Raw genomic sequence first — 19,847 nt, 5'->3', positions numbered from 1 at the left:
GGTTGTCGTGACGGACGTCGCAATGCGCGCTTTCCCGCAACGCGGAGCGGCGGGGGCCCGATCCGGGCACCCCGCCGCCGTCACGCGCCCGTCGGGCGCTACTTCTGGATCTTGGCCAGGATGTCCACGACGAACACCAGGGTGTCCGTGCCCTTGATCTTGGGCGGGCTGCCCTCCTTGCCGTAGCCCTCCGCCGGCGGCAGCACGAGCAGCACGCGGCTGCCGACCTTCGCGCCGGTGAGGCCCTTGTCGAAGCCGGGGATGGTCGCCCCGGTGCCGATCGGGAAGTTCGCGGGCTGCTTGTTGTCCCAGCTGGAGTCGAACTTGTCGCCGCTCTTCCAGATCTTGCCGACGTAGTTCACCACCGCGTCGTCGCCCTTGGCGAGCGCCGGGCCGGTGCCCTCGACGAGCGTCTTGACCTGGAGCTTGCCGGGCGCGTCCGCGTCCGGGACCGTGATCTTGGGCTCCTTGGCGCCCTGGTCCTCGACCTTCGGCAGGTTCTTGTCGTCCAGCTTCTTCGGGGTGCCCTCGGGCTTCGGGTCCTTCGGGACGGCGGCCTGGATGTCCATGACGAACACCACCGCGTCCTTGTCGGTGATCTGCTGCGGGCTCAGCTGGCTGAGGTCCTTGGACGGCGGGAGCTGGAGCACGACCCGGCTGCCGACCGTCTGGCCGACCAGGTTCTTGTCGATCTCCTTCAGGCCGCTCTTGCCGATGACGAGGGGCCGCGGGCCGCTCGGCTGCTGGGCCTGCTGCTCGTAGGTCGAGCTGACCTTCTCGCTGGTGCTCTTGACGCGCGAGTTCTCGTCGTCCTTGTCCTTGGACCACTTGTAGGTCGCGAACTGGACGTAGACGGTGTCGCCGTCGGCGACCGCGCGGCCGTCGCCCTTGATCGGGTTGGTGATCTTCACACCGGTGGCGGGCGCGAGCTTGGTCGGGATCTCGACCTTGGGCTCGGCGGCGAACTTGCCGGTCACCTCGATCACCGGGTCGGGGCGGTTGACCCACCAGTACACGCCGCCGGAGATCGCCAGCGCGGCCACCACGATCCCGGCGATCATCATCATCCGCCGCTTGCGCGCCTGCTTGGCGGTCAGCGCGGACGGGGCGGACGGCCGGTTCAGCCCGCTGCCCCGCCCGGCGCTGATGCCGTGCGGGGTGAATTCGGGGCTGCGGATGCTCTGGGCGTTCGGGATCTTCGCCTTCGCCTTGACCGCCGGCTTGCCCCGGGGCTTGTCATCCTCGGACATGGTTCCTCACTTGCTCCGGGTTCGACGACATCACGAACGTGACCACCCTTCCAGGGCCGGGCTAAGCGCAGCGTGAAAACCGTGCAAAGGAGGCCGACCCGCAATCTACCGGTCACGCGTGGGTCGCGGTGCCGTCCGGCAGGGGACAGGAGAAGCCGCCAGGATATCCCCGCCGGCGCGATGACTCACGCCCTCCGGATGGCAGGCTGGGGGAATGCGCCTCGCGACGTGGAACGTCAACTCGGTGAAGGCCCGGCTGCCGCGCCTTCTGGCCTGGCTGGACGAGACGAAACCCGACGTCGTCTGCCTGCAGGAGATCAAGTGCCGCGCGGACCAGTTCCCGTCCGCCGACGTCGCGGAGTTGGGCTATGCCACTGCCGCGCACGGCGACGGCCGGTGGAACGGCGTCGCGGTTCTTTCACGGGTCGGCATTGAGGACGTCTCCAACGGATTTCCCGGTGAGCCCGTATATGAGGGCGAAGCCGAGGCGCAGGCGAAGCTGACAGAGCCCGCCCTCCTCGTTCCCGAGGCCCGCGCGATCGGCGCCACATGCGGCGGTATAAGGGTCTGGTCGCTGTACGCGCCGAACGGCCGCACCCCGGAGTCGGTCCACTACCGCTACAAGCTCGAATGGTTCGCGGCCCTCCGCGACGCGCTGGCCGAGGAACTGCCGGCGGGGGCGCCGCTGATGGCGACCGGCGACTACAACGTGGCCCCCACCGACGACGACGTCTGGGACCCGTCCGTCTTCGTCGGCTCCACCCATGTCACGCCCGCCGAACGGCAGGCCCTCGCCGAACTCCGCGAGCTGGGCCTCCACGACGTCGTCCCGACCCCGATGAAGGGCCCGCACCCTTATACCTACTGGGACTACCGGGCCGGCGCGTTCCACAAGAACCTCGGCATGCGCATCGACCTCGTGTACGGGAACGACGCGTTCGCCGGGCGGGTCCGGTCCGCCTATGTCGACCGGGAGGCCCGCAAGGGGAAGGGGCCGTCCGACCACGCCCCGATCGTGGTCGACCTGGACTGACGCCGCCGGCCGCCCGCACTCTCAGGTCAATCGGGGAAGCGGGCGAGGAGGCGGAGCTTGCGGGCGGCCGGGACGTCGGCCTCGTCGAGGACGGTGCAGCCGTCCGGCAGCAGTGCGGCGGGCTCGCCGGGCGCGAGGCACCATTCGGCCGGCATGTCCGGGCGGTCGCGGCGGGCGTCCTCGGTGAACGCCTCCCAGCCGAGCAGGCCGCCGGGCAGGACGGCCCCGGCCGCGCGCCCGAACACGGCGCGGTCCCAGAAACCCGTGCACAGGACCAGCGCGTAGCCGTGCGGCGGCCGCCACGTCCCGAGGTCGGCCTGGACGAGGGTGATCAGCGGTTCGAGGCCGCGCCGCCGGGCCTCCGCGCCGAGCCGGCCGAGCGCGGCCTCGGAGATGTCGACGGCCGTGACGCGGCGCCCGGCCCCGGCGGCCAGCAGCGCGCTGCCGGACGGCCCCGACGCCAGGTCGAGCACCGCGCCGTCCGGCATGGGCAGCGCCAGCGCCCGCTCCGCCAGCGGATGGACGGGCGACAGCGCCGGGTCGTCGCCGTACTTGCCGTTCCACCGGAGCCTGTCCGGATGCCCGGCGAGCTCGGCCGGCACGTCGTCCATGCGGGCGACTCTAGCGGCGCTCCGCGATCAGGAGCATGAACATCGCCGTGGGGAAGCCCTTGCGCCACCACGGGTCGTCCCGGAGCTGCTCCGGCGTCGGGTGCGGCTCGCGCAGGTCCGCGATGACGAATCCGGCGTCTCGGAGCGTTCCAGCGTAGTACTCCAGCGGCCGGAGCCAGCTCGTGATGAGCGAAGGGGACTCCAGGCCGTCCACCAGGAACCGCTGATCGACGCCGCGGGACGCGAAGTACTGCGACGCCGGGACGCTGTTCATCGCGCCCTGCTCGGAGTTCTCCACGTAGAAGCAGGGGTGCAGCGTCAGCAGGACCAGCCGCCCGCCGCTCTTCAGCACCCGCGCGAACTCGCCGATCGCGCGGGTCGGGTCGTGCAGGTGGCTGAACAGGTGGTTGCACACGACGAGGTCGTACCGGCCGTCCTCCATGGGGAGGTCGTCGACGCTGGCGCGGGTGAAGGTCGCGCCGGGGGACGGGTGGGACGCCGCCGCGTCGACGAGGCCCTGCGCCGCGTCCACGCCGGTCACCTCGGCGCCCATCGAGGCGAGCGTGCGGGACAGGTAGCCCTCGCCGCACCCCGCGTCCAGGACCTTCAGGCCCGCGCAGGGGCCGACGGCGTCGAGGACGGCGGCGTCGGTCAGCTCCGTCCGGTACCGGTCGCGGCGCTCCCTGATGACCTTGACCCAGTACTGCGCGTTGGCCTCCCACCTTTCACGCGTCAGATTTGCGATGGCTTGCGCCGAGTCCTCCACCGGCTCCCCATTCCGTCGTGCGGCCGTGTTCCACATCCGGTTCAGGCGAGGCCCTTGAGCCGCCGAACCAGCGCGTTGCAGGTCTGTCTGGTCGTTCTGTCCCGGCAGTCGGCCCCGCGCAGCTCGAGCGCCTGGACGAGCTCGGCGAGCCTGCCGCCGAACGCGGGGTCGCGCTTCAACGCCAGCGGAATGTACGTGGACGCCAGGTAGTACAGGTAGGCGTCGTTGTACACCGCTATCTCGCGCAGCACCTCGGTGGCCGTGTTGCGCAGCGAGAGGGAGCTCGGCAAGGTGAAGTCGCTGCTGATCCGGCCGTCTCTGGTGTAGGTCGGGAACGCCCATTCCTCCAGCGCCGCGTACACGGGCGTCGCGTCGAGCTCCCGGCGGTACCGCTCGGCGAGCTCGAAGTCGTTCGAGCCGATCAGGGAGCCCATCACGACGCCGCGCATCATGAACGCGGCCTGGCGCCCGGGGACCTCGAAGCCGAGGTCGGCCTCCAGCTTCCCCGTCACCTTGCTGACCTGGTGCGTGAGGATGTTCAGCGCCAGGATCGAATGGAACGAGTACGTCTTGCGGTTCAGCCGCGGGGCCAGGTCGACGGACGCGTCGAAGAGCTTCTGCGGGTCCTCCAGGAGGCCGCGGTCCGTCGAGTAGATGGCTTCGAGCGCGCGGTCCTGCTCCTGGCCCCAGAACCGGGCGATGAAGGACGACGTCTTCTGCGTCGCCTGCCCGCGCACGATGTGCAGCGCGGCCTCCAGCGCGTTCAGCAGGTGCTGCTGCGCGACCGGGGAGTTCTCCAGGGCGTCCAGGTCGACCGCGAGCCCTTCGCCGTGCAGTTCGCCGACGAGCCCGTCCCGCCTTTTCCGGACGGCGTGCGCCATCGAGTACTCGGCGATTCCCGGGACGGACGACATCAGGCTCTGCAGGGACCGCCCGCTGATCCGGTCCAGCCATTCGGTGTTGTCCCACAGGCGGAAGATCGTGCTCTCGTCGAGCCCGGAGAAGGCCGCCACGTCGGACATGTTGAGGCCCATGTCCCTGGTGATGTCGGAGAGGGACTTCGGCGCACCGTCCGCTGTCATCGCTCGCCCTCGCGGTGGCAATTGTCGACGCTTCGATCCTAGCGAAGCGCCGGCCGCCGAGGGCGGGCGATCGGCGGCGAGCAGCGCGGCCGTCATGTCACCGCGGGGCGTCCAGGAGGCCCCCGCCCGCCTGGACGGCCCGCGCCGGCGCCGTCACGGCAGCCGCCACCCGTCCCGCACACCCACCCCGAACCAGAACGTGAACGTCCCGTTGCGGCCCCGGTGGGCGCCGAAGTCGGTGGCGAGCGCCTTGAGCACCGCGAGTCCGCGCCCCCGCATCGGCAGGTGCTCGTCCTCCGCGCCGCCGGGGGCCGGCCCGCCGTCGGTGACCTCGACCCGGACGTACCGGTCGAGGTGCAGCACCGACAGCATGATCGTCCCGTCCCGCCGGGGGCGGCCGTGCAGGACCGAGCCGGTCACGGCCTCGCTGGTCAGCAGTTCGAGGTCGCCGAGCTCGGAGCGGTCGGCGCCGAAGTGCTGCCCGACGAGCTCCCGGACGTAGGACCGCGCGAGCCGCACGGCCGGCGGCGTCGCCGCGAGGTCGATCTCGCCGATGAGCCGTCCCGACGACGCCTTGCCGTTGTGCCAGGCGGACGGGATCCCGAGTTCCAGTGATGGCGCGGGGGCCGGCGGCGGGCCCCCCGTGCACGCGTCTGATGCGTTCATGGCGGCGTAAGCTTCACGTCTCCGTGTCGGGCTGTAAGCGAACATGAGTTCTCAGGCCAAGTCGAAGTCGGACGTGGAAGTGGAACAACCCACAGCCTGACGCACTCCGGACACGCCAGTCACGAACCCTTGCACGCACGCAACCCGCCTACCGCGGCCAGTGAACCGTCACTCGGCGTGAGCGTCCTCGCTTCGGCCCTGCGCGGGTCTTGCCTGGTGCGCGTCCGAGTGGACGTTCAGTCCCGGGGCGCCATCCAGTGGCCGGTCGTGGACCAGCCGAGGAAGCGGCGGGCGTGCGAGGCCGACCCGTCGTCCAGGGTGCCGCCGGCCAGGACATGCCGCAGCCCCGCCAGCACGGGGTCGAGCCGCCGGACGGTGTGCGCCGGCTGCCGGTCCAGTTCGTCCTGCATCCAGGCGATGGCGGACACCTGCTCCTTCAGGCCGCAGAGCGCCAGGTAGAAGACGGTCTGGCGCCAGGCGTAGGCGGCGTCCTTGACCGTGCGCAGCGGCCGCGGGTTGCCCTGGATCCGCCGCACCAGCCGGTGCGTGACGCCGAACGAGCGGCGGGCGAGGCCGTCCCAGCCGTCCAGGGGCGTGACGCCGATCGGGTGGACGAGCGCGGCCAGGTTGTGCGTGGTGATGATCTGCGCCTGCTCGATCACCATGCCGTTGGCGGCGACCCGGCCCCACGGCCCCACGCCGGGGTTCCCGGCACGCTTCGCGCAGAGCTCGTCGAACCCCTTCCGCATCGAACCGACGGCCGCGTAATCGATGCCGTAGTAGCGGGCGTAAAGCGTGCCGTCGAGGAGTTCGCCCGCCAGTTTCGCCGCGTTCAGGAATTTGCGCGTGAACGTGCCCATGAAGATGTCGACGGCGAGTTCCTCGACGAAGGGAACGGCGAAGCCCGCCTGCTTGGCGAGTCCGGAGAGCTGGCTGATCATCGGGTTGGGAATGGCCGTTCCCGGAAAGGCGTGCAGGGTCAGGCCGCCGAGCTGCGTCAGCACGGCGTGCGCGTTCTGCCGTGCGTCACCGTCCGTCCGCCGGTACTTCTGGACGGCCTCGACCCAGGGGAGCTCGTCCACCCGCACCTGGTGCTCCAGGTTCAGCAGGAGCAGCGACCGCCGGTTGCGGAACGCCCGGTGGACGGACGCCATCAGGGTGCGCAGCGCCGGGTCCGGGTAGGAGAGCGCCGTCGTGGACGCCACCAGCTGCGGCACCAGGTCCGCCAGCACCTCCGCGGACCGGACGATCCCGCGCTCGGCGAGCGTGCTGACCGGTGCCTCCAGCGCCCTGTCCACCACCGCCCGGATTCCGTCGGGAAGCTCGACGTCGCGGCCGTCGACCGGGACGGGCGCGGTGAACGGGTCCGTGGACGGGACGCCCCGGTCCTGCGGCACCGCGTCAAGCCGCTCGACCACGGCCTGCGCCAGCGCGTGGTGCGTGGGCCGCGCCGCGTCGGCGGACTGCCGAGCACGCAGCGCGGCATGCCGTGCCTCGCCGGGCGCGCCGCGCTTCGCCACCATCGAGTCGATGGCGTGCCGGAGCAGCGGGGAGGGCCGCCGCCCGGCGAGCACCTCCGCGAGGGACGTGCGAAGGATGGCCGGGTTCGACTTCGGCTTGCGGTGCTTGGTGCAGAGAGTGTGCTCGGCCGCGAGGGCCGTGTAGCGGGTGAGCAGGGCGGCGCCCCGGTCCCGCCAGCCGTCCGGCTCCGCGGCGAGGATCCGGCCGTCCCGGACGGTCTCCAGCCAGTGCGCCAGCAGCCCGTCCGCGAATGGGTTCCAGACGGCCAGCGCCTCGTTCATCGCCGCGACCGCCGGGTTCGGGCGCCGCGACGCCAGGCTCCGCCGCACGTCGCCGGCCGTCTCCCGGCTGACCAGGGACGCGTCGCCGGGCGGCCGCGCGGCGGGCCTCGGCAGGAACCGCAGCGTGCCGGCGAACGGGCCGATGCTCTCCAGGACGTCCAGCGCCGCCGTCCGGTCCCCGGCCCGCAGCAGCCACGCGACGGTCAGCAGCGCCGCCTCCTCGGGCAGGGCGATCTCATACCGCCCGCTATCGAGCAGCGCCTCAAGGCGGGCCAGCCCGGCGTCGGTCAGGTGGTGCGCGAACAGCGCGCGGCGGTTGGCGGGGATCCCGGCCTGCCGTGCCGCGTCGAGTTCGGGGCCGGTCAGGTCGCCGCCCGCGGCCGGGGCGCTGGTGGCGAAGCCGCCCTTGACGACCTCGGGCGTCACCCAGGCGGGCAGGCCGGCGACCGGGGTGCGCGAGCCGATCCGCAGCGTCCCGTCGCCCATGCCGGAGAGCACGCGCGACCAGCGGTCCAGCCGCTCCCCGGCCCGGTGCCGCGTCTCCGCGTCCTCGTGCGACCGTGCGGTCACGAGCGCCTTGGCCAGCTGTCCGGCGGCGTAGCCGGGGTTCGCCCGCAGCTCCTCGTCCATGCCAGCGTGGCGGGTCCCGCCCCCGCGCCCTCCGGGATGAAAGCCCGGTGCTCTGCTGCTGAGCTACACGCTGCTCACGAACACGCTAAAGATCGGCATTTCCGGAGGCAAAGCATTAATCGGTCGGAACCCGTCCCCAGGCGGAGATCAGCGGCGCCAGGGTGAGACCGAGCCGGTCCTCGGCGATCGCCGCGAGCAGCCGCCGGAGCTCCCCGCTCGTGGCGTGGCCGCCGGCGATGAGCCGGTCCTTGACCTGGAGGATCGTCGCGGCCTCCAGCAGCCCGCAGGCGGGCGACGCGATCGGGAAGTACGCGTCCGCGCGGACGTCGGTGAGGCCCGCGTCCCGCAGGACACGGGGGAGCGTGCGGCCGTAGGCGAGGTCGGCGCCGCGCTCGGCGAGCAGCTTGCGGAACCCGCGCCGGACGCTGTTGGCGAGGCGCTCGTCCGGCCCGCGCTCGTCGGGGCAGGCGAGCGGCTGCAGTTCGGGGTCGGCGTCCTCGATGAGCAGCACCCCGCCGGGACGCAGGCTGTCGACCATCGTGCGGAGCGCCGCGTCCCGGTCGGCGAGGTGCACCAGCACCAGGCGCGCGTGGACGAGGTCGAACGGCCCCTCCGGCGGCGCGTCGCGCACGATGTCGTGCCGCCGGACCTCCACCGGCGCGTCCCGGAGCCACGACACGTCGATGTCGGTGGCGAGGACGTGCCCGCTCTCGCCGACGCGTCCGGCCAGCCAGGTCGGGACGGACGGCCACCCCGCGCCGACCTCCCAGCACCGCCAGCCCTCGCCCACCCCGAGGTCGTCCAGGTGCCGGAACGTCCACGGGTCGAACAGCTCCGAGAGGGCGGCGAACCGGTCCCCGGCCTCGACTTGCCGGTTGCTCAGCAGATACTCCACCCGTCGATGATGGCGCGGTCCGGCCGGAACGTCACGGGATCAGCCGGGGGAGAAGGGCGTCGCGGAGCGCGGTGAGGGCCTGGGTCTCGGTCGTGGCGGCTTCCACGCGGGCGGCCAGGGGCGCCACGAAGCCCTGGAACTCCCGGACGCGGGCGTCGCCCGGCCACGGGATCTCGAACGCGGCGATGTCGGGCCAGCGGGCGCGCGGCATCCGGGTGCCGTCGCCGACGGCGGACGCGTGCGCGACGACCTCGTCGCTCGCCAGCGCCGCGAGCAGCCAGCCCCGGTGCGCGGGCTCCTTCGGCCGGACGACGAGGATGTCGGTCGAGGCGACGCCGTCCACGAACGCGAGCCCGGCCTTGTGGAAATAGGGCCGCAGCTTGCCGAACAGGATGTCGCCGGACGCGAAGCGCAGTTTCGCGCTGGTGACGCCGGACGCGTCCGCCCACGCCGACAGCCACATGCGGCGCTTCGGCATGTGCTCCAGCGCGATGTAGTTCTCGGCGCCGCCGATCCGCGCGGGCGGGACGTTCGCCCGGACGAGGTCCCCGAGTTCGCCGATGCGGACCGAGGCCCCGGCGCGGGACGACGCGTAGCGGGCGCGGACGAGTTCGTCGGCGCAGGCGGCGATGCGCTCGTTCACCGCGATCTTGTCGTCGAGGGCGCCGAGGACGGACGCCGCCGAGTCCTGCTGCGCCCTGGTCAGCCGCCCGGTCGTGAGCCGATTCAGGATCCCGTGCGTGAGGAGCGGCTGCCCCGAGCCGATGCGGTACCGGTTGAGCCCGAGCCGTTTCAGCAGGTAGTAGACGTAGCGCGGGTTCACGCCGTCCTTCGGCGTCGCGATGATGGCGTTGTCGGTGACCCAGCACGGTTCCGGGCTGTAATGGACGGCGCCGCAGTAGGAGCCCACGCGTCCGACGATGGTCGTGTGCGCGGCGGCGTTGAAGTCACCGGATGCGCCGATGACGCCGTTGGCCCCAAAGGTGCGGTAGGCGGAGCCCTCGGCGGGACGCGACTTGCCGTTCGCGAAGGTGACGATCTCGCCGAGCGCCACGTCAGCCATCCAGGCGTCCCAGCTCCGTCCGGACGACCTCATCGAGCCGCGCCGACTCGTCCAGGTGCGCGAGCAGTTCGCGGGTGAGGCGCTCGACCCTGTCGTCCGCCGGCTCCGCACCGGACGAGGCCCGAGCGGCGCCGACGTACCGGCCGGGCGTGAGGACGTGGTCATGGGATCTGATCTCGTCCAAACCGGCCGAATGGCAGAAACCCGGGACGTCCGCGTGGCCGCCGCTGCGCCAGGAACGGTACGCGCCCGCGATTTGGGCGATGTCGTCCCCGGTGAGGACGCGTTCGGTGCGGTCGACCATCGTCCCCATGTGCCGGGCGTCGATGAACAGGACGCGGCCTTGCGGGGTCCGGTCGAGGAACCACAGGCACGCGGGGATCGGGGTGCTGCGGAAGAGCCGGTCCGGCAGCGCGACGACGCACGACACCAGGCCCGCCTCCACCAGCGCCGTGCGGATCCCGCCCTCGCCCGACTGCCGGGACGACATCGAGCCGTTCGCCATCACCACGCCCGCGCGGCCGCCCGGCCCGAGCTTGGAGATGATGTGCTGGATCCAGGCGAAGTTGGCGTTCCCGGCGGGCGGGACGCCGTACCGCCAGCGCGGGTCGCCGGGGTCGCGGTACCAGTCCGACATGTTGAACGGCGGGTTGGCCAGCACGTGGTCGGCCTGAAGGTCCGGATGCGCGTCCGCGTGGAAGGTGTCGGAACGGCGGATGTCGCCGGAGATCCCGTGCACGGCGAGGTTCATCTTGGCCAGCCGCCACGTCCGCTCGTTGGCCTCCTGGCCGTGGACGGCGATGTCGTCCAGCCGCCCCCGGTGGCTGAGGACGAACTTCTCCGCCTGGACGAACATGCCGCCCGAGCCGCAGCACGGGTCGTACACCCGCCCCTTGAACGGCTCCAGGATCTCGACGAGCAGCCGCACCACGCAGGGCGGCGTGTAGAACTCGCCGCCGCGCTTGCCCTCCGCGCGGGCGAACTTCTCCAGGAAGTACTCGTAGACCTCGCCCAGCACGTCCCGCGCGGCCCGCCCGCCGAACCGGACGTCGCCGATCACCGCGACGAGCTCGCCGAGCCGCCGCTGGTCGACCCCGGTGAAGATCTTCGGGAGCGCGCCGTCGAGAGCGGGGTTCGCCCGCATGACCGCGTCCATGGCCGCGTCGATCCGCGCGCCGAGCCCATCAGGCTCTCCAGGTTCGCCGGTGAGGTCCGCCCAGTGCGCGCCGTCCGGCACGGTGAACGACCCGTCGCCGGACGCGTCGGAGACGTACTTGAGGAACACCAGCCCGAGAACGAAGTCCTTGTACTGCGCCGCGTCGACCGAGCCCCGCAGCGTGCCGGCCGCCTTCCAGAGGGCCTTCCAGAGGACATCGTCCACCCGCGTGACTCTAGCGTCCGCCGCCGCGCCGCCCGGCGGCCGAAGCGAGCCGATTCCCGGAAACGTCCCAACGGTGTGTAATGATTCGATTACCATCGGCGTTCATGGGAGAGCGGGCGCACTATGTGATCAAGGACGGCGGCTCCTGGGAGCTGTACTACTCCCAGTGGGGCGGGTACTCCATCGAGCTGGACATGCTCCCCGGGCCGGAGTTCGCGGAGCGGTTCGCGCGCGGGCAGCGGCGCGTGGACGCGTGGATGAACGAATGCGAGTGCAGCGGGGCGGCCCTCATCGACCGCGGCGAGCGGCGGCTGCTCTGGTTCTCCGACTGCCTCGACGGCCCCGCCTACCGGGCCGCGGCGCTCGCCGCCCTCCGGCGGACCTGGCCGGCGGGCTGGCGGCTCGACTGGGCCTACGACGGCCTCCGCGAGATCGCCGGCGCGGTCGGGCAGGACGAGCGGGGCGTGCGCCGCTGGAGCGGCATCCCCGTGCCGGACGACATCCGCACGCCCGAGCAGTTCATGGCCGCGCTGCCCCAGTTCGAGCTGAACCCCGACGTCTACCCGCCCGGTAGCGAGCTGCCGAGGGAGCTGCCGATCCCGGTGCCTCCGGTGCGGCCGGCCGAAGAGGCGTCCCCGGCGACCCTGGTCACCGTCGTCCGGGGCGGCGTGACCCGCGCCTACATGGCCCGCGCCACCGCGTCCATGGTGATCGAGAACGGCGCCGCCTCGCTGGACGCCTACCGGAGCTGGTCGCCGGTCGTCTCCTGGCCCGCCTTCCCGGACGAGGGAGTCCACCTCGACGCCGATGCCGAGAGCGCGGGCGTCTGGACGCTCCGCACCCTCGACCGCGTCCTCGACGAGGCCGGCGCGCACTGGCCCGGCTGGCAGTGGACGCCCTGGCAGGACCGCTACCACGAGCACCTGGCCCTGGCCGCCGGAGCGATCGTGCTGCCGGTGCCCGACCAGGCGGCCGGGCTGCGCAGCCTCGCCGCGGAGTTCGAGCGGCACCAGAAGCTCGACGCCGGGACGCGCGGCGCCGCCACCTCCCTGGCCGTCGTCGGCGCGCTCACCTCCGCCGCCGAGGCCGCCGAGGCGCGGCTGCGGACGGCGATCGACAACATGTGCGCGCACCGTCCGGCGGACGTCACCGCAGAGGAGCGCGCCCTCGTCCGCTCGGCGTTCGACGCGCTGAGCTGACCCGGCTGGTGGACGGCGCCCCGGCGCGGTGCCACGCTGCGGAGAATGGTGATCGTGGACGTCGCGGCGGTGGCGGCACTGGCCGGATGGCTGTACCTGGCGTTCGGCCACGGCGCCTTCTGGCGCACCGGGCCCGGCCTGCCGGACGCGCCCGACCCGCCCGAGTGGCCGGAGGTCGCGGCGGTCGTCCCGGCCCGCGACGAGGCGGCGATCCTGCCGGAGACGCTGCCGACGCTCCTCGCCCAGGACTATCCGGGTGCGTTCCGCGTGGTCGTGGTCGACGACGGGAGCAGCGACGGCACCGCCGAGACGGCCGCCCGCCTCGGAGCGCGGGCGGTCCCCGCGCGGGAGCGCCCCGAGGGGTGGGCGGGCAAGGTGTGGGCGATGGCGGAGGGCGTCCGCGCCGCCGGTGATCCCGACCTCTACCTCTTCACCGACGCCGACATCGCCTACGCGCCCGGCACCGTGCGGCGGCTCGTCCGCGCGGCCGCCGGGGAGCGGCGCGAGCTCGTCTCCCAGATGGCGACGCTGAGCGTCCGCACCCGCTGGGAACGGGTGATCGTGCCCGCGTTCGTGTACTTCTTCGCGCAGCTCTACCCGTTCCGCCGCGTCACCCGCGACGGGGCCCGCACGGCCGCCGCGGCCGGCGGCTGCATGCTCGTCCGGCGCGACGTCCTGGAGGAGGCGGGCGGCGTCGCGGCGATCCGCGGCGCGCTGATCGACGACGTCGCGATGGGACGCCTCATCAAGCGCGCCGGCGGGCGCTGCCGCCTCGACCTGAGCCGGGACGTGGTCAGCCGCCGCCCCTACCCGCGCCTCGCCGACCTGTGGATGATGATCGCCCGCAGCGCCTACCACCAGCTGCGCTACTCGCCTGCGCTGCTGGCGGGCACCGTCCTCGGCCTGCTCCTGCTCTATGCGGTCCCGCCCGCCGCGACCATTACCGGGGCTGTCGCCGCTGACAGCACGGCGCTGGTCGCAGGCGCCGTCGCCTGGGCGCTCATGACCCTCACCTACGTGCCGATGCTCAGCTTCTACGGCCTGTCGCCGTTGCGCGCCCTCGGGCTGCCGCTCGTCGCGCTCATGTACGCCGCCATGACGGTCGATTCCGCGCGCCGCCACCGCGCCGGCCGGGGCGGCGCGTGGAAGGGGCGCACGGTCCGCGCGCCGCTGCGGGACTGAGGCCGCCGGTTTTGTCGCCGCACGACAAAAGCGGCGGCGCCGATGTGTTCCGGACTTCATTGGAGTAAGTGTCCAATTACGTTACGGTCGGGTGGCCGTCACGCCGACGGCAGGCGAAGACGAAGGGTTACCCGCCATGTCCATCACCGTCCGCCGGGTGCTGCGCACCGTGGCGGCGTCCTGCGTCGGGCTCGCCATGGCGGCGACCGCCCTCCAGGGCACCGCCGCCGCAGCACCGCAGGACACCAGCCCCCCGGCCGAGGATCCGTTCTACACGCCGCCCGCACCGCTCCCGGCGGGCGCTCCCGGCGACGTCATCAGGTCGCGCCCCGCAGTGTTCAGCATGGACCCGATCGGCCGTTCGCCGTACGAGGGCGTCAAGTCGTGGCAGGTCCTGTACCGGTCGGAGACCGTGCAGGGCGCGCCGACCGCCGTGTCCGGCATGGTGCTCGTCCCGACCAAGGCGTGGACGGGCCAGGGCAAGCGCCCGCTCGTCTCCTACGCCGTAGGGACGCGCGGCCTCGGCGACGCCTGCGCCCCGTCCTACACCCTCACCCAGGGCATGGACTACGAGATGTTCTTCGTCGCGGACGCGCTCAGCCGCGGCTGGGCCGTCGCCGTCACCGACATGGAGGGCCTCGGCACGCCCGGCCAGCACACCTACGAGGTGGGGGGCTCCCAGGGCAAGGCCGTGCTGAACATGGCGCGGGCCGCGCAGCGCCTCCCGGACGCCGGCCTCGGCGGCTCGCCGGTCGGCCTGTGGGGCTACTCGCAGGGCGGGACGTCCTCGGGCTGGGCGGCGCAACTGGCCGACAGCTACGCGCCTGAACTCGACATCAAGGGCGCCTTCGCGGGCGGCGTCCCCGCCGACCTGCTGGCGGTCGCCAAGGGCCTGGACGGCTCCCCGTTCGTCGGCCTGATGTTCATGGCGGCGGTCGGCTACGACACCGCCTACCCCGAGCTGGACCTGGAGAAGTACCTCAACGACGCCGGCCGCGAGCTGCTGAAGAAGGCCGAGAGCCTCTGCCTGGTCAGCGTCGACGGCATCGGCACCCTCGCCGGGACGCTGTTCAAGAAGATCAGCGACTACACCACCAGCGACCCGCTGGCCACGCCCGAGTGGCGGCAGCGGCTGGACGAGAACAAGCTCGGCTCCGCCGCCCCGTCCGTCCCGGTGTTCCAGACGCAGGCCGTCTACGACGAGATCATCCCGTTCGCGCAGGCCGACACCCTGCACAGGGCGTGGTGCGCGAAGGGCGCGAACCTGACCTGGAAGACCTACACGTTCGCCGAGCACGCGACCGGCATGCTCTGGAGCGAGCCCGACGCGATGGCGTTCCTGTCCGACCGGTTCGCGGGCAAGCCCGTCACCGGCAACTGCGCCGCCTGATTCCGATCACTTGAACTCCATGGGGCCGTCCCGCTCTCGCAGAGGGCAGGATGGCCCCATGGACTTGGTGGAGTTCCTCCGCGCCCGGCTGGCCCGGGACGAGCAGATCGCCCGCGACTGCGCGTCCGCCCCCTGGAAGGCCACGCCCTCCGGGACCGTCGACACCGACGCGGACGATCCCGCCTTCGTCGCCAAGGCCGAGAACGACGCCTACGCCGAGCACATCGCCCGCCACCATCCGGCCCGGACGCTCGCCGAGGTCGCCGCCAGGCGCCGGATCGTCGACGACTACGAGAAGAACGCCTGGATCCTCGGGCAGGGCCACCGCACGTCCGAGTCGGAGGCGGCGCAGGCCGTCCGCGAATCGGTGCTGCGCCTGCTCGCCCTCCCGTACGCCACGCACCCCGCCTACCAGGAGGAATGGCGCCCCGGAGCGGCCTAGGCGGCGGTGATCAGCGCCGGGTGCTCGGGGTCGTCCACCTTCAGGACGACGTCCGCGGTGCGCACCGGAGCCACCTCGGCGTCGTAGCGCGCGTAGGCGGGCAGCGTCCACATCCGGTCATCCGGCGTGCGGCGCGCGAGAGCCCCGGCCGACAGCGTCAGATGGACGGTCAGTTCCAGCGGCAGGCCCCGGCCGAGCAGCAGCGATCCGTCCAGCAGGCACACCCCGCCCGGCTGGACGTCCACGTACCGGGCCCGGGTCGCCCGGTCGCGCTCGGCGTCCCACAGGCTCGGCAGCACCCGCCCCGTCCCGCCCGGCTCCAGCGGCGCCAGCACCTCCCGGACCAGCCCGTTCACATCGAGCCACGCGTCGTAGAAGGCGTCGGGGTCGTCCCGCCCGAACTCGTAGCGCAGCGACGCGGGGCGCAGGAAGCCGCGCGCCGACACCCGGACCACGTCCCGCCCGAGCGCGCGCAGCGGCGCGGCGAGCGCGTCGGCGAGATCCCACGGAGCCGCAGGTGGCGCGCCGTCGACCGCGACCCGGAGCCACGAACCGCGCCCGGCGGCGGCGATCCGCTCGGACAGTTCGGTGACCACCCGTGACGGTGAGATCGGTCGCGCGCGCATCACCTCATCGTGCCCGCATCGTGGGACGCGACTGACACACCGGATCTCGGGAAGGTAACCTCGGAACGGGTCCGAGAGGCGCTGCAACGGGCGTCAGCCCGCCACGCTCGGGCCCGGCACACCGACTTCCGCAAGGGCGCCTCCCACATGAGCTGGGAGGTGCTCGAAAACCTATGACCCACACGAATCTGCGCGAGCTTCTGGACGAGCGGATCGCGGTGCTCGACGGCGCCTGGGGCACGATGCTCCAGGGCGCGGGGCTGAAGCCCGAGGACTACCGCGGCGACCGCGTCGGCGGCGACCACGCCAAGGACGTCACCGGCGACCCCGACCTGCTCAACCTGACCAGGCCGGACGTGATCCTGGACGTCCACCGGCAGTACCTCGGCGCCGGCGCCGACATCACCACGACGAACACCTTCACCGCGACCCGCATCGCCCAGGCCGACTACGGCCTGGAGTCGCTGGTGCACGAGATGAACGTGCAGGGCGCCCGGCTCGCCCGGCAGGCGGCCGACGAGTTCGGCGGCCGGTTCGTCGCCGGGTCGGTCGGCCCGCTCAACGTGACCCTGTCGCTGTCGCCCCGCGTCGAGGACCCGGCCTACCGCACCGTCACGTTCGACCAGGTCAAGGAGTCCTACGCGCAGCAGATCGCCGGGCTCGCCGAGGGCGGCGTCGACCTGCTGCTGATCGAGACGATCTTCGACACGCTGAACGCGAAGGCCGCGATCGCCGCGGCCCGCGAGGTCGCCCCCGAGCTGCCGCTGTGGATCTCGGTGACGATCGTCGACCTGAGCGGCCGGACGCTGTCCGGGCAGACCGTCGAGGCGTTCTGGCGGTCGATCGAGCACGCCGACCCGCTCGCCGTCGGGGTGAACTGCTCGCTCGGCGCCGCGGAGATGCGCCCGCACGTGGAGGAGCTGGCGCGGATCGCCGGCACCTACGTCGCCAGCCACCCGAACGCGGGCCTGCCGAACGCGTTCGGCGGCTACGACCAGACGCCCGAGGAGACCGGTGCCCTGCTGCGCGACTTCGCCGAGTCCGGCCTGGTCAACCTGGTCGGCGGCTGCTGCGGGACGGGCCCCGCGCACATCGCGAAGATCGCCGAGGCGGTGCGCGGTCTCGCGCCGCGCGAGGTGGCCAGGCCGGCGAAGGCGAGCCGGTTCAGCGGCCTGGAGCCGTTCGAGATCGGCGCCGACACCGGCTTCATCATGATCGGCGAGCGGACGAACGTCACCGGTTCCAAGCGGTTCCGCAAGCTCATCGAGGCGGGCGACCACCAGGCCGCGGTCGACGTGGCGCTGGAGCAGGTCCGCGGCGGCGCGAACCTCCTCGACGTCAACATGGACGCCGACCTGCTCGACAGCGAGCGGGAGATGACGACGTTCCTCAACCTGATCGCGACCGAGCCCGAGGTGGCCCGCATCCCGATCATGGTCGACAGCTCCCGGTGGAGCGTGCTGGAGGCCGGGCTCAAGACCGTCCAGGGCAAGGGCGTCGTCAACTCGATCTCCCTGAAGGAGGGCGAGGAGCCGTTCCTCGCGCAGGCCCGCCGCATCCGCGACTTCGGCGCGGGCGTCGTCGTCATGGCGTTCGACGAGACCGGCCAGGCCGACACCGCCGACCGCAAGGTCGAGATCTGCGCGCGCGCCTACGACCTGCTCACGCAGAAGATCGGGTTCCCCGCCGAGGACATCATCTTCGACCCGAACGTCCTCGCCGTCGCGACCGGCATCGAGGAGCACAACGGCTACGCGAAGGCGTTCATCGACGCGCTGCCCCGCATCAAGGAGCGCTGCCCCGGCGCCCGCACCAGCGGCGGCATCTCGAACCTGTCGTTCTCGTTCCGCGGCAACGAGGTCGTCCGCGAGGCCATGCACTCGGCCTTCCTGCTGCACGCCGTCCGCGCCGGGCTCGACATGGGCATCGTGAACGCCGGGCAGCTCGCCGTCTACGAGGACATCCCCGCCGAACTGCTCGAACTCGTCGAGGACGTACTGTTCGACCGCCGCCCCGACGCCACCGACCGGCTCGTGGCGTTCGCCGAGACCGTCAAGGGCAAGGGCACCGTCCGCGAGGTCGACCTGTCCTGGCGGGACGCGCCGGTCGCGCAGCGCCTCTCGCACGCCCTCGTGCACGGCATCGTCGACTTCATCGAGGAGGACACCGAGGAGGCCCGGCAGCAGGCCGCCCGTCCGCTCGATGTCATCGAGGGCCCGCTGATGGACGGCATGAAGATCGTCGGCGACCTGTTCGGGTCCGGGAAGATGTTCCTGCCGCAGGTGGTGAAGAGCGCGCGCGCCATGAAGCGCTCCGTCGCCTACCTGGAGCCCTTCATGGAGAAGGAGAAGGAGGAGGCGCTCGCCGCCGGGCGCGTCCAGCAGGACCGCGGCCAGGGCAAGATCGTCCTGGCGACGGTGAAGGGCGACGTCCACGACATCGGCAAGAACATCGTCGGCGTCGTGCTCGGCTGCAACAACTACGACGTCGTCGACCTCGGCGTGATGGTCCCCGCCGCGAAGATCCTCGACACCGCGATCGCGGAGAACGCCGACGCGGTCGGGCTGTCCGGGCTGATCACCCCGTCGCTGGACGAGATGGTCTCCGTCGCCGCCGAGATGGAGCGGCGCGGCATGCGGCTGCCGCTGCTGATCGGCGGCGCCACCACGTCCCGCCAGCACACCGCCGTGAAGATCGCGCCCGCCTACGAGTCGACGACCGTGCACGTGCTGGACGCCTCCCGCGTCGTCGGCGTCGTCTCCGACCTCCTTGACGAGGACCGCGCCGCCGCGCTCGACGCCGCGAACCGCGAGGAGCAGGCGCGGCTGCGCGAGCAGCACGAGAAGAAGCAGCGCCGGCCCATGCTCACCATCGAGCGGGCCCGGGAGAACCGGGAGAAGGTCGACTTCTCCGACCTGCCGACGCCCGACTTCACCGGCGTCCGGATCGTCCAGCCCGACCTCACCGCGATCCGCGAGATGATCGACTGGCAGTTCTTCTTCCTGGCCTGGGAGCTGAAGGGCAAGTACCCGGCGATCCTCGACCAGCCCGTCGCGCGGGAGCTGTTCGACGAGGGCAACCAGCTGCTCGACCAGATCATCGCGGACGGCGCGTTCGAGGCGTCCGGCGCGTACGCTTTCTGGCCGGCGCACTCCGAGGGCGACGACATCATCCTGGACGGCGGGCCGCGCTTCCCGATGCTGCGGCAGCAGACGTCCAAGCCGGAGGGCCGCCCGAACCGGTGCCTCGCCGACTACATCGCCCCGGCCGGCGACCACCTCGGCGGCTTCGCCGTGACGATCCTCGGCGCCGAGGACCTCGCCGCGAAGTTCGAGGAGCAGAACGACGACTACAAGGCCATCATGGTCAAGGCCCTCGCCGACCGGCTCGCCGAGGCGTTCGCCGAGTACGTCCACCTGGAGGCCCGCCGCACCTGGTTCGAGCCCGGCGCCGAGCCCGACCTGGCCGACCTGCACGCCGAGCGGTTCCGCGGCATCCGCCCCGCGCTCGGCTACCCGGCGAGCCCCGACCACAGCCTGAAGCAGCAGCTGTTCGACCTGCTGGACGCGGGCCGCCTCGGCATGAAGCTCACCGAGTCGTTCGCGATGGCGCCCGCCGCCAGCGTCAGCGGCCTGATCTTCGCGCACCCGGAGTCCCGGTACTTCACGGTCGGCCGCGTCGGCAAGGACCAGATCGAGGACTACGCCGTCCGCTGCGGCCTCCCGGTCGCCGAGGTCGAGCGCTGGCTCGCACCGAACCTGGCCTACGACCCGTCCTGACGGGCTTCGCGAACGTCCTGCCGTCCTGACGGGGTTCGCGAACGTGCGAA

The 19,847-nt window shown here is 72.3% G+C and carries 16 protein-coding genes and 1 tRNA gene; 6 read left to right on the top strand and 11 right to left on the bottom strand.

All coding sequences use genetic code 11. The features are described from left to right. Positions 1–98: 98 nt before the first annotated feature. Positions 99–1,250 carry an FKBP-type peptidyl-prolyl cis-trans isomerase gene (locus tag ACGFI1_RS41290; RefSeq protein ID WP_138639226.1) on the bottom strand — a complete coding sequence of 384 codons (1,152 nt, stop codon included), beginning with the start codon at positions 1,248–1,250 and terminating at the stop codon, positions 99–101. A 214-nt stretch (positions 1,251–1,464) separates the two neighbouring features. Between ACGFI1_RS41290 and ACGFI1_RS41285 the strand changes: the two genes are divergently transcribed. Then, on the top strand, positions 1,465–2,283 hold the full coding sequence (locus tag ACGFI1_RS41285; RefSeq protein ID WP_392793106.1) for an exodeoxyribonuclease III: 819 nt from the start codon (positions 1,465–1,467) through the stop codon (positions 2,281–2,283). A 26-nt stretch (positions 2,284–2,309) separates the two neighbouring features. On the opposite strand, the gene ACGFI1_RS41280 is transcribed toward ACGFI1_RS41285, so the two are convergent. The 9 genes from ACGFI1_RS41280 to ACGFI1_RS41240 all read right to left on the bottom strand — a co-directional run bounded on the left by ACGFI1_RS41280 (position 2,310) and on the right by ACGFI1_RS41240 (position 11,179). Further along, positions 2,310–2,894, bottom strand: coding sequence for a methyltransferase domain-containing protein (locus ACGFI1_RS41280; RefSeq protein ID WP_392793105.1), 585 nt, complete (start codon positions 2,892–2,894; stop codon positions 2,310–2,312). 10 nt (positions 2,895–2,904) lie between these two features. Next, the gene (locus ACGFI1_RS41275; RefSeq protein ID WP_301174445.1) at positions 2,905–3,660 is read right to left on the bottom strand and encodes a class I SAM-dependent methyltransferase; all 756 of its coding nucleotides are present in this window, start codon (positions 3,658–3,660) and stop codon (positions 2,905–2,907) included. Positions 3,661–3,701: 41 nt separating this feature from the next. Then, the gene (locus tag ACGFI1_RS41270; protein WP_171069246.1) at positions 3,702–4,742 is read right to left on the bottom strand and encodes a hypothetical protein; all 1,041 of its coding nucleotides are present in this window, start codon (positions 4,740–4,742) and stop codon (positions 3,702–3,704) included. A 153-nt stretch (positions 4,743–4,895) separates the two neighbouring features. Next, on the bottom strand, positions 4,896–5,408 hold the full coding sequence (locus ACGFI1_RS41265) for an ATP-binding protein (protein WP_171069247.1): 513 nt from the start codon (positions 5,406–5,408) through the stop codon (positions 4,896–4,898). A 236-nt stretch (positions 5,409–5,644) separates the two neighbouring features. Continuing rightward, complete coding sequence (locus ACGFI1_RS41260) at positions 5,645–7,840, bottom strand: transcriptional regulator (protein WP_392793104.1); 2,196 nt, start codon at positions 7,838–7,840, stop codon at positions 5,645–5,647. A gap of 1 nt (position 7,841) precedes the next feature. Beyond that, positions 7,842–7,913, bottom strand: a tRNA-Glu gene (locus tag ACGFI1_RS41255). Positions 7,914–7,955: 42 nt separating this feature from the next. Continuing rightward, positions 7,956–8,735, bottom strand: a complete 780-nt coding sequence (locus ACGFI1_RS41250; RefSeq protein WP_205719471.1) for a class I SAM-dependent methyltransferase — start codon at positions 8,733–8,735, stop codon at positions 7,956–7,958. Positions 8,736–8,766: 31 nt separating this feature from the next. Beyond that, on the bottom strand, positions 8,767–9,798 hold the full coding sequence (locus ACGFI1_RS41245; RefSeq protein ID WP_392793102.1) for a restriction endonuclease subunit S: 1,032 nt from the start codon (positions 9,796–9,798) through the stop codon (positions 8,767–8,769). Next, positions 9,791–11,179 carry a type I restriction-modification system subunit M gene (locus ACGFI1_RS41240; RefSeq protein ID WP_392793101.1) on the bottom strand — a complete coding sequence of 463 codons (1,389 nt, stop codon included), beginning with the start codon at positions 11,177–11,179 and terminating at the stop codon, positions 9,791–9,793. Before ACGFI1_RS41240 ends, ACGFI1_RS41245 begins: the two co-directional genes overlap by 8 nt. Positions 11,180–11,283: 104 nt before the next feature. On the opposite strand from ACGFI1_RS41240, the gene ACGFI1_RS41235 reads away from it, so the two are divergent. From ACGFI1_RS41235 to ACGFI1_RS41220, 4 genes are all read left to right on the top strand, one after another. After that, the gene (locus tag ACGFI1_RS41235; RefSeq protein WP_392793100.1) at positions 11,284–12,378 is read left to right on the top strand and encodes a hypothetical protein; all 1,095 of its coding nucleotides are present in this window, start codon (positions 11,284–11,286) and stop codon (positions 12,376–12,378) included. 45 nt (positions 12,379–12,423) lie between these two features. Beyond that, positions 12,424–13,560 carry a glycosyltransferase gene (locus ACGFI1_RS41230; protein WP_392793099.1) on the top strand — a complete coding sequence of 379 codons (1,137 nt, stop codon included), beginning with the start codon at positions 12,424–12,426 and terminating at the stop codon, positions 13,558–13,560. 136 nt (positions 13,561–13,696) lie between these two features. After that, complete coding sequence (locus ACGFI1_RS41225) at positions 13,697–14,950, top strand: lipase family protein (protein WP_392793098.1); 1,254 nt, start codon at positions 13,697–13,699, stop codon at positions 14,948–14,950. Between the two features lie 58 nt (positions 14,951–15,008). Beyond that, positions 15,009–15,392, top strand: a complete 384-nt coding sequence (locus ACGFI1_RS41220; RefSeq protein ID WP_138642253.1) for a DUF6221 family protein — start codon at positions 15,009–15,011, stop codon at positions 15,390–15,392. On the opposite strand, the gene ACGFI1_RS41215 is transcribed toward ACGFI1_RS41220, so the two are convergent. Then, the gene (locus ACGFI1_RS41215) at positions 15,389–16,018 is read right to left on the bottom strand and encodes a uridine kinase (RefSeq protein ID WP_392793096.1); all 630 of its coding nucleotides are present in this window, start codon (positions 16,016–16,018) and stop codon (positions 15,389–15,391) included. The genes ACGFI1_RS41220 and ACGFI1_RS41215 overlap by 4 nt on opposite strands. A 173-nt stretch (positions 16,019–16,191) precedes the next feature. Between ACGFI1_RS41215 and metH the strand changes: the two genes are divergently transcribed. Next, complete coding sequence (gene metH / locus ACGFI1_RS41210) at positions 16,192–19,797, top strand: methionine synthase (protein WP_392793094.1); 3,606 nt, start codon at positions 16,192–16,194, stop codon at positions 19,795–19,797. Positions 19,798–19,847 lie beyond the last annotated feature (50 nt).

The organism is Actinomadura geliboluensis (assembly GCF_043197915.1).
Taxonomy (GTDB): Bacteria; Actinomycetota; Actinomycetes; order Streptosporangiales; family Streptosporangiaceae; genus Spirillospora; species Spirillospora geliboluensis.
Note: the sequence above shows the minus strand (reverse complement) of the source record. Positions and strands in the feature narration are given on the sequence as shown.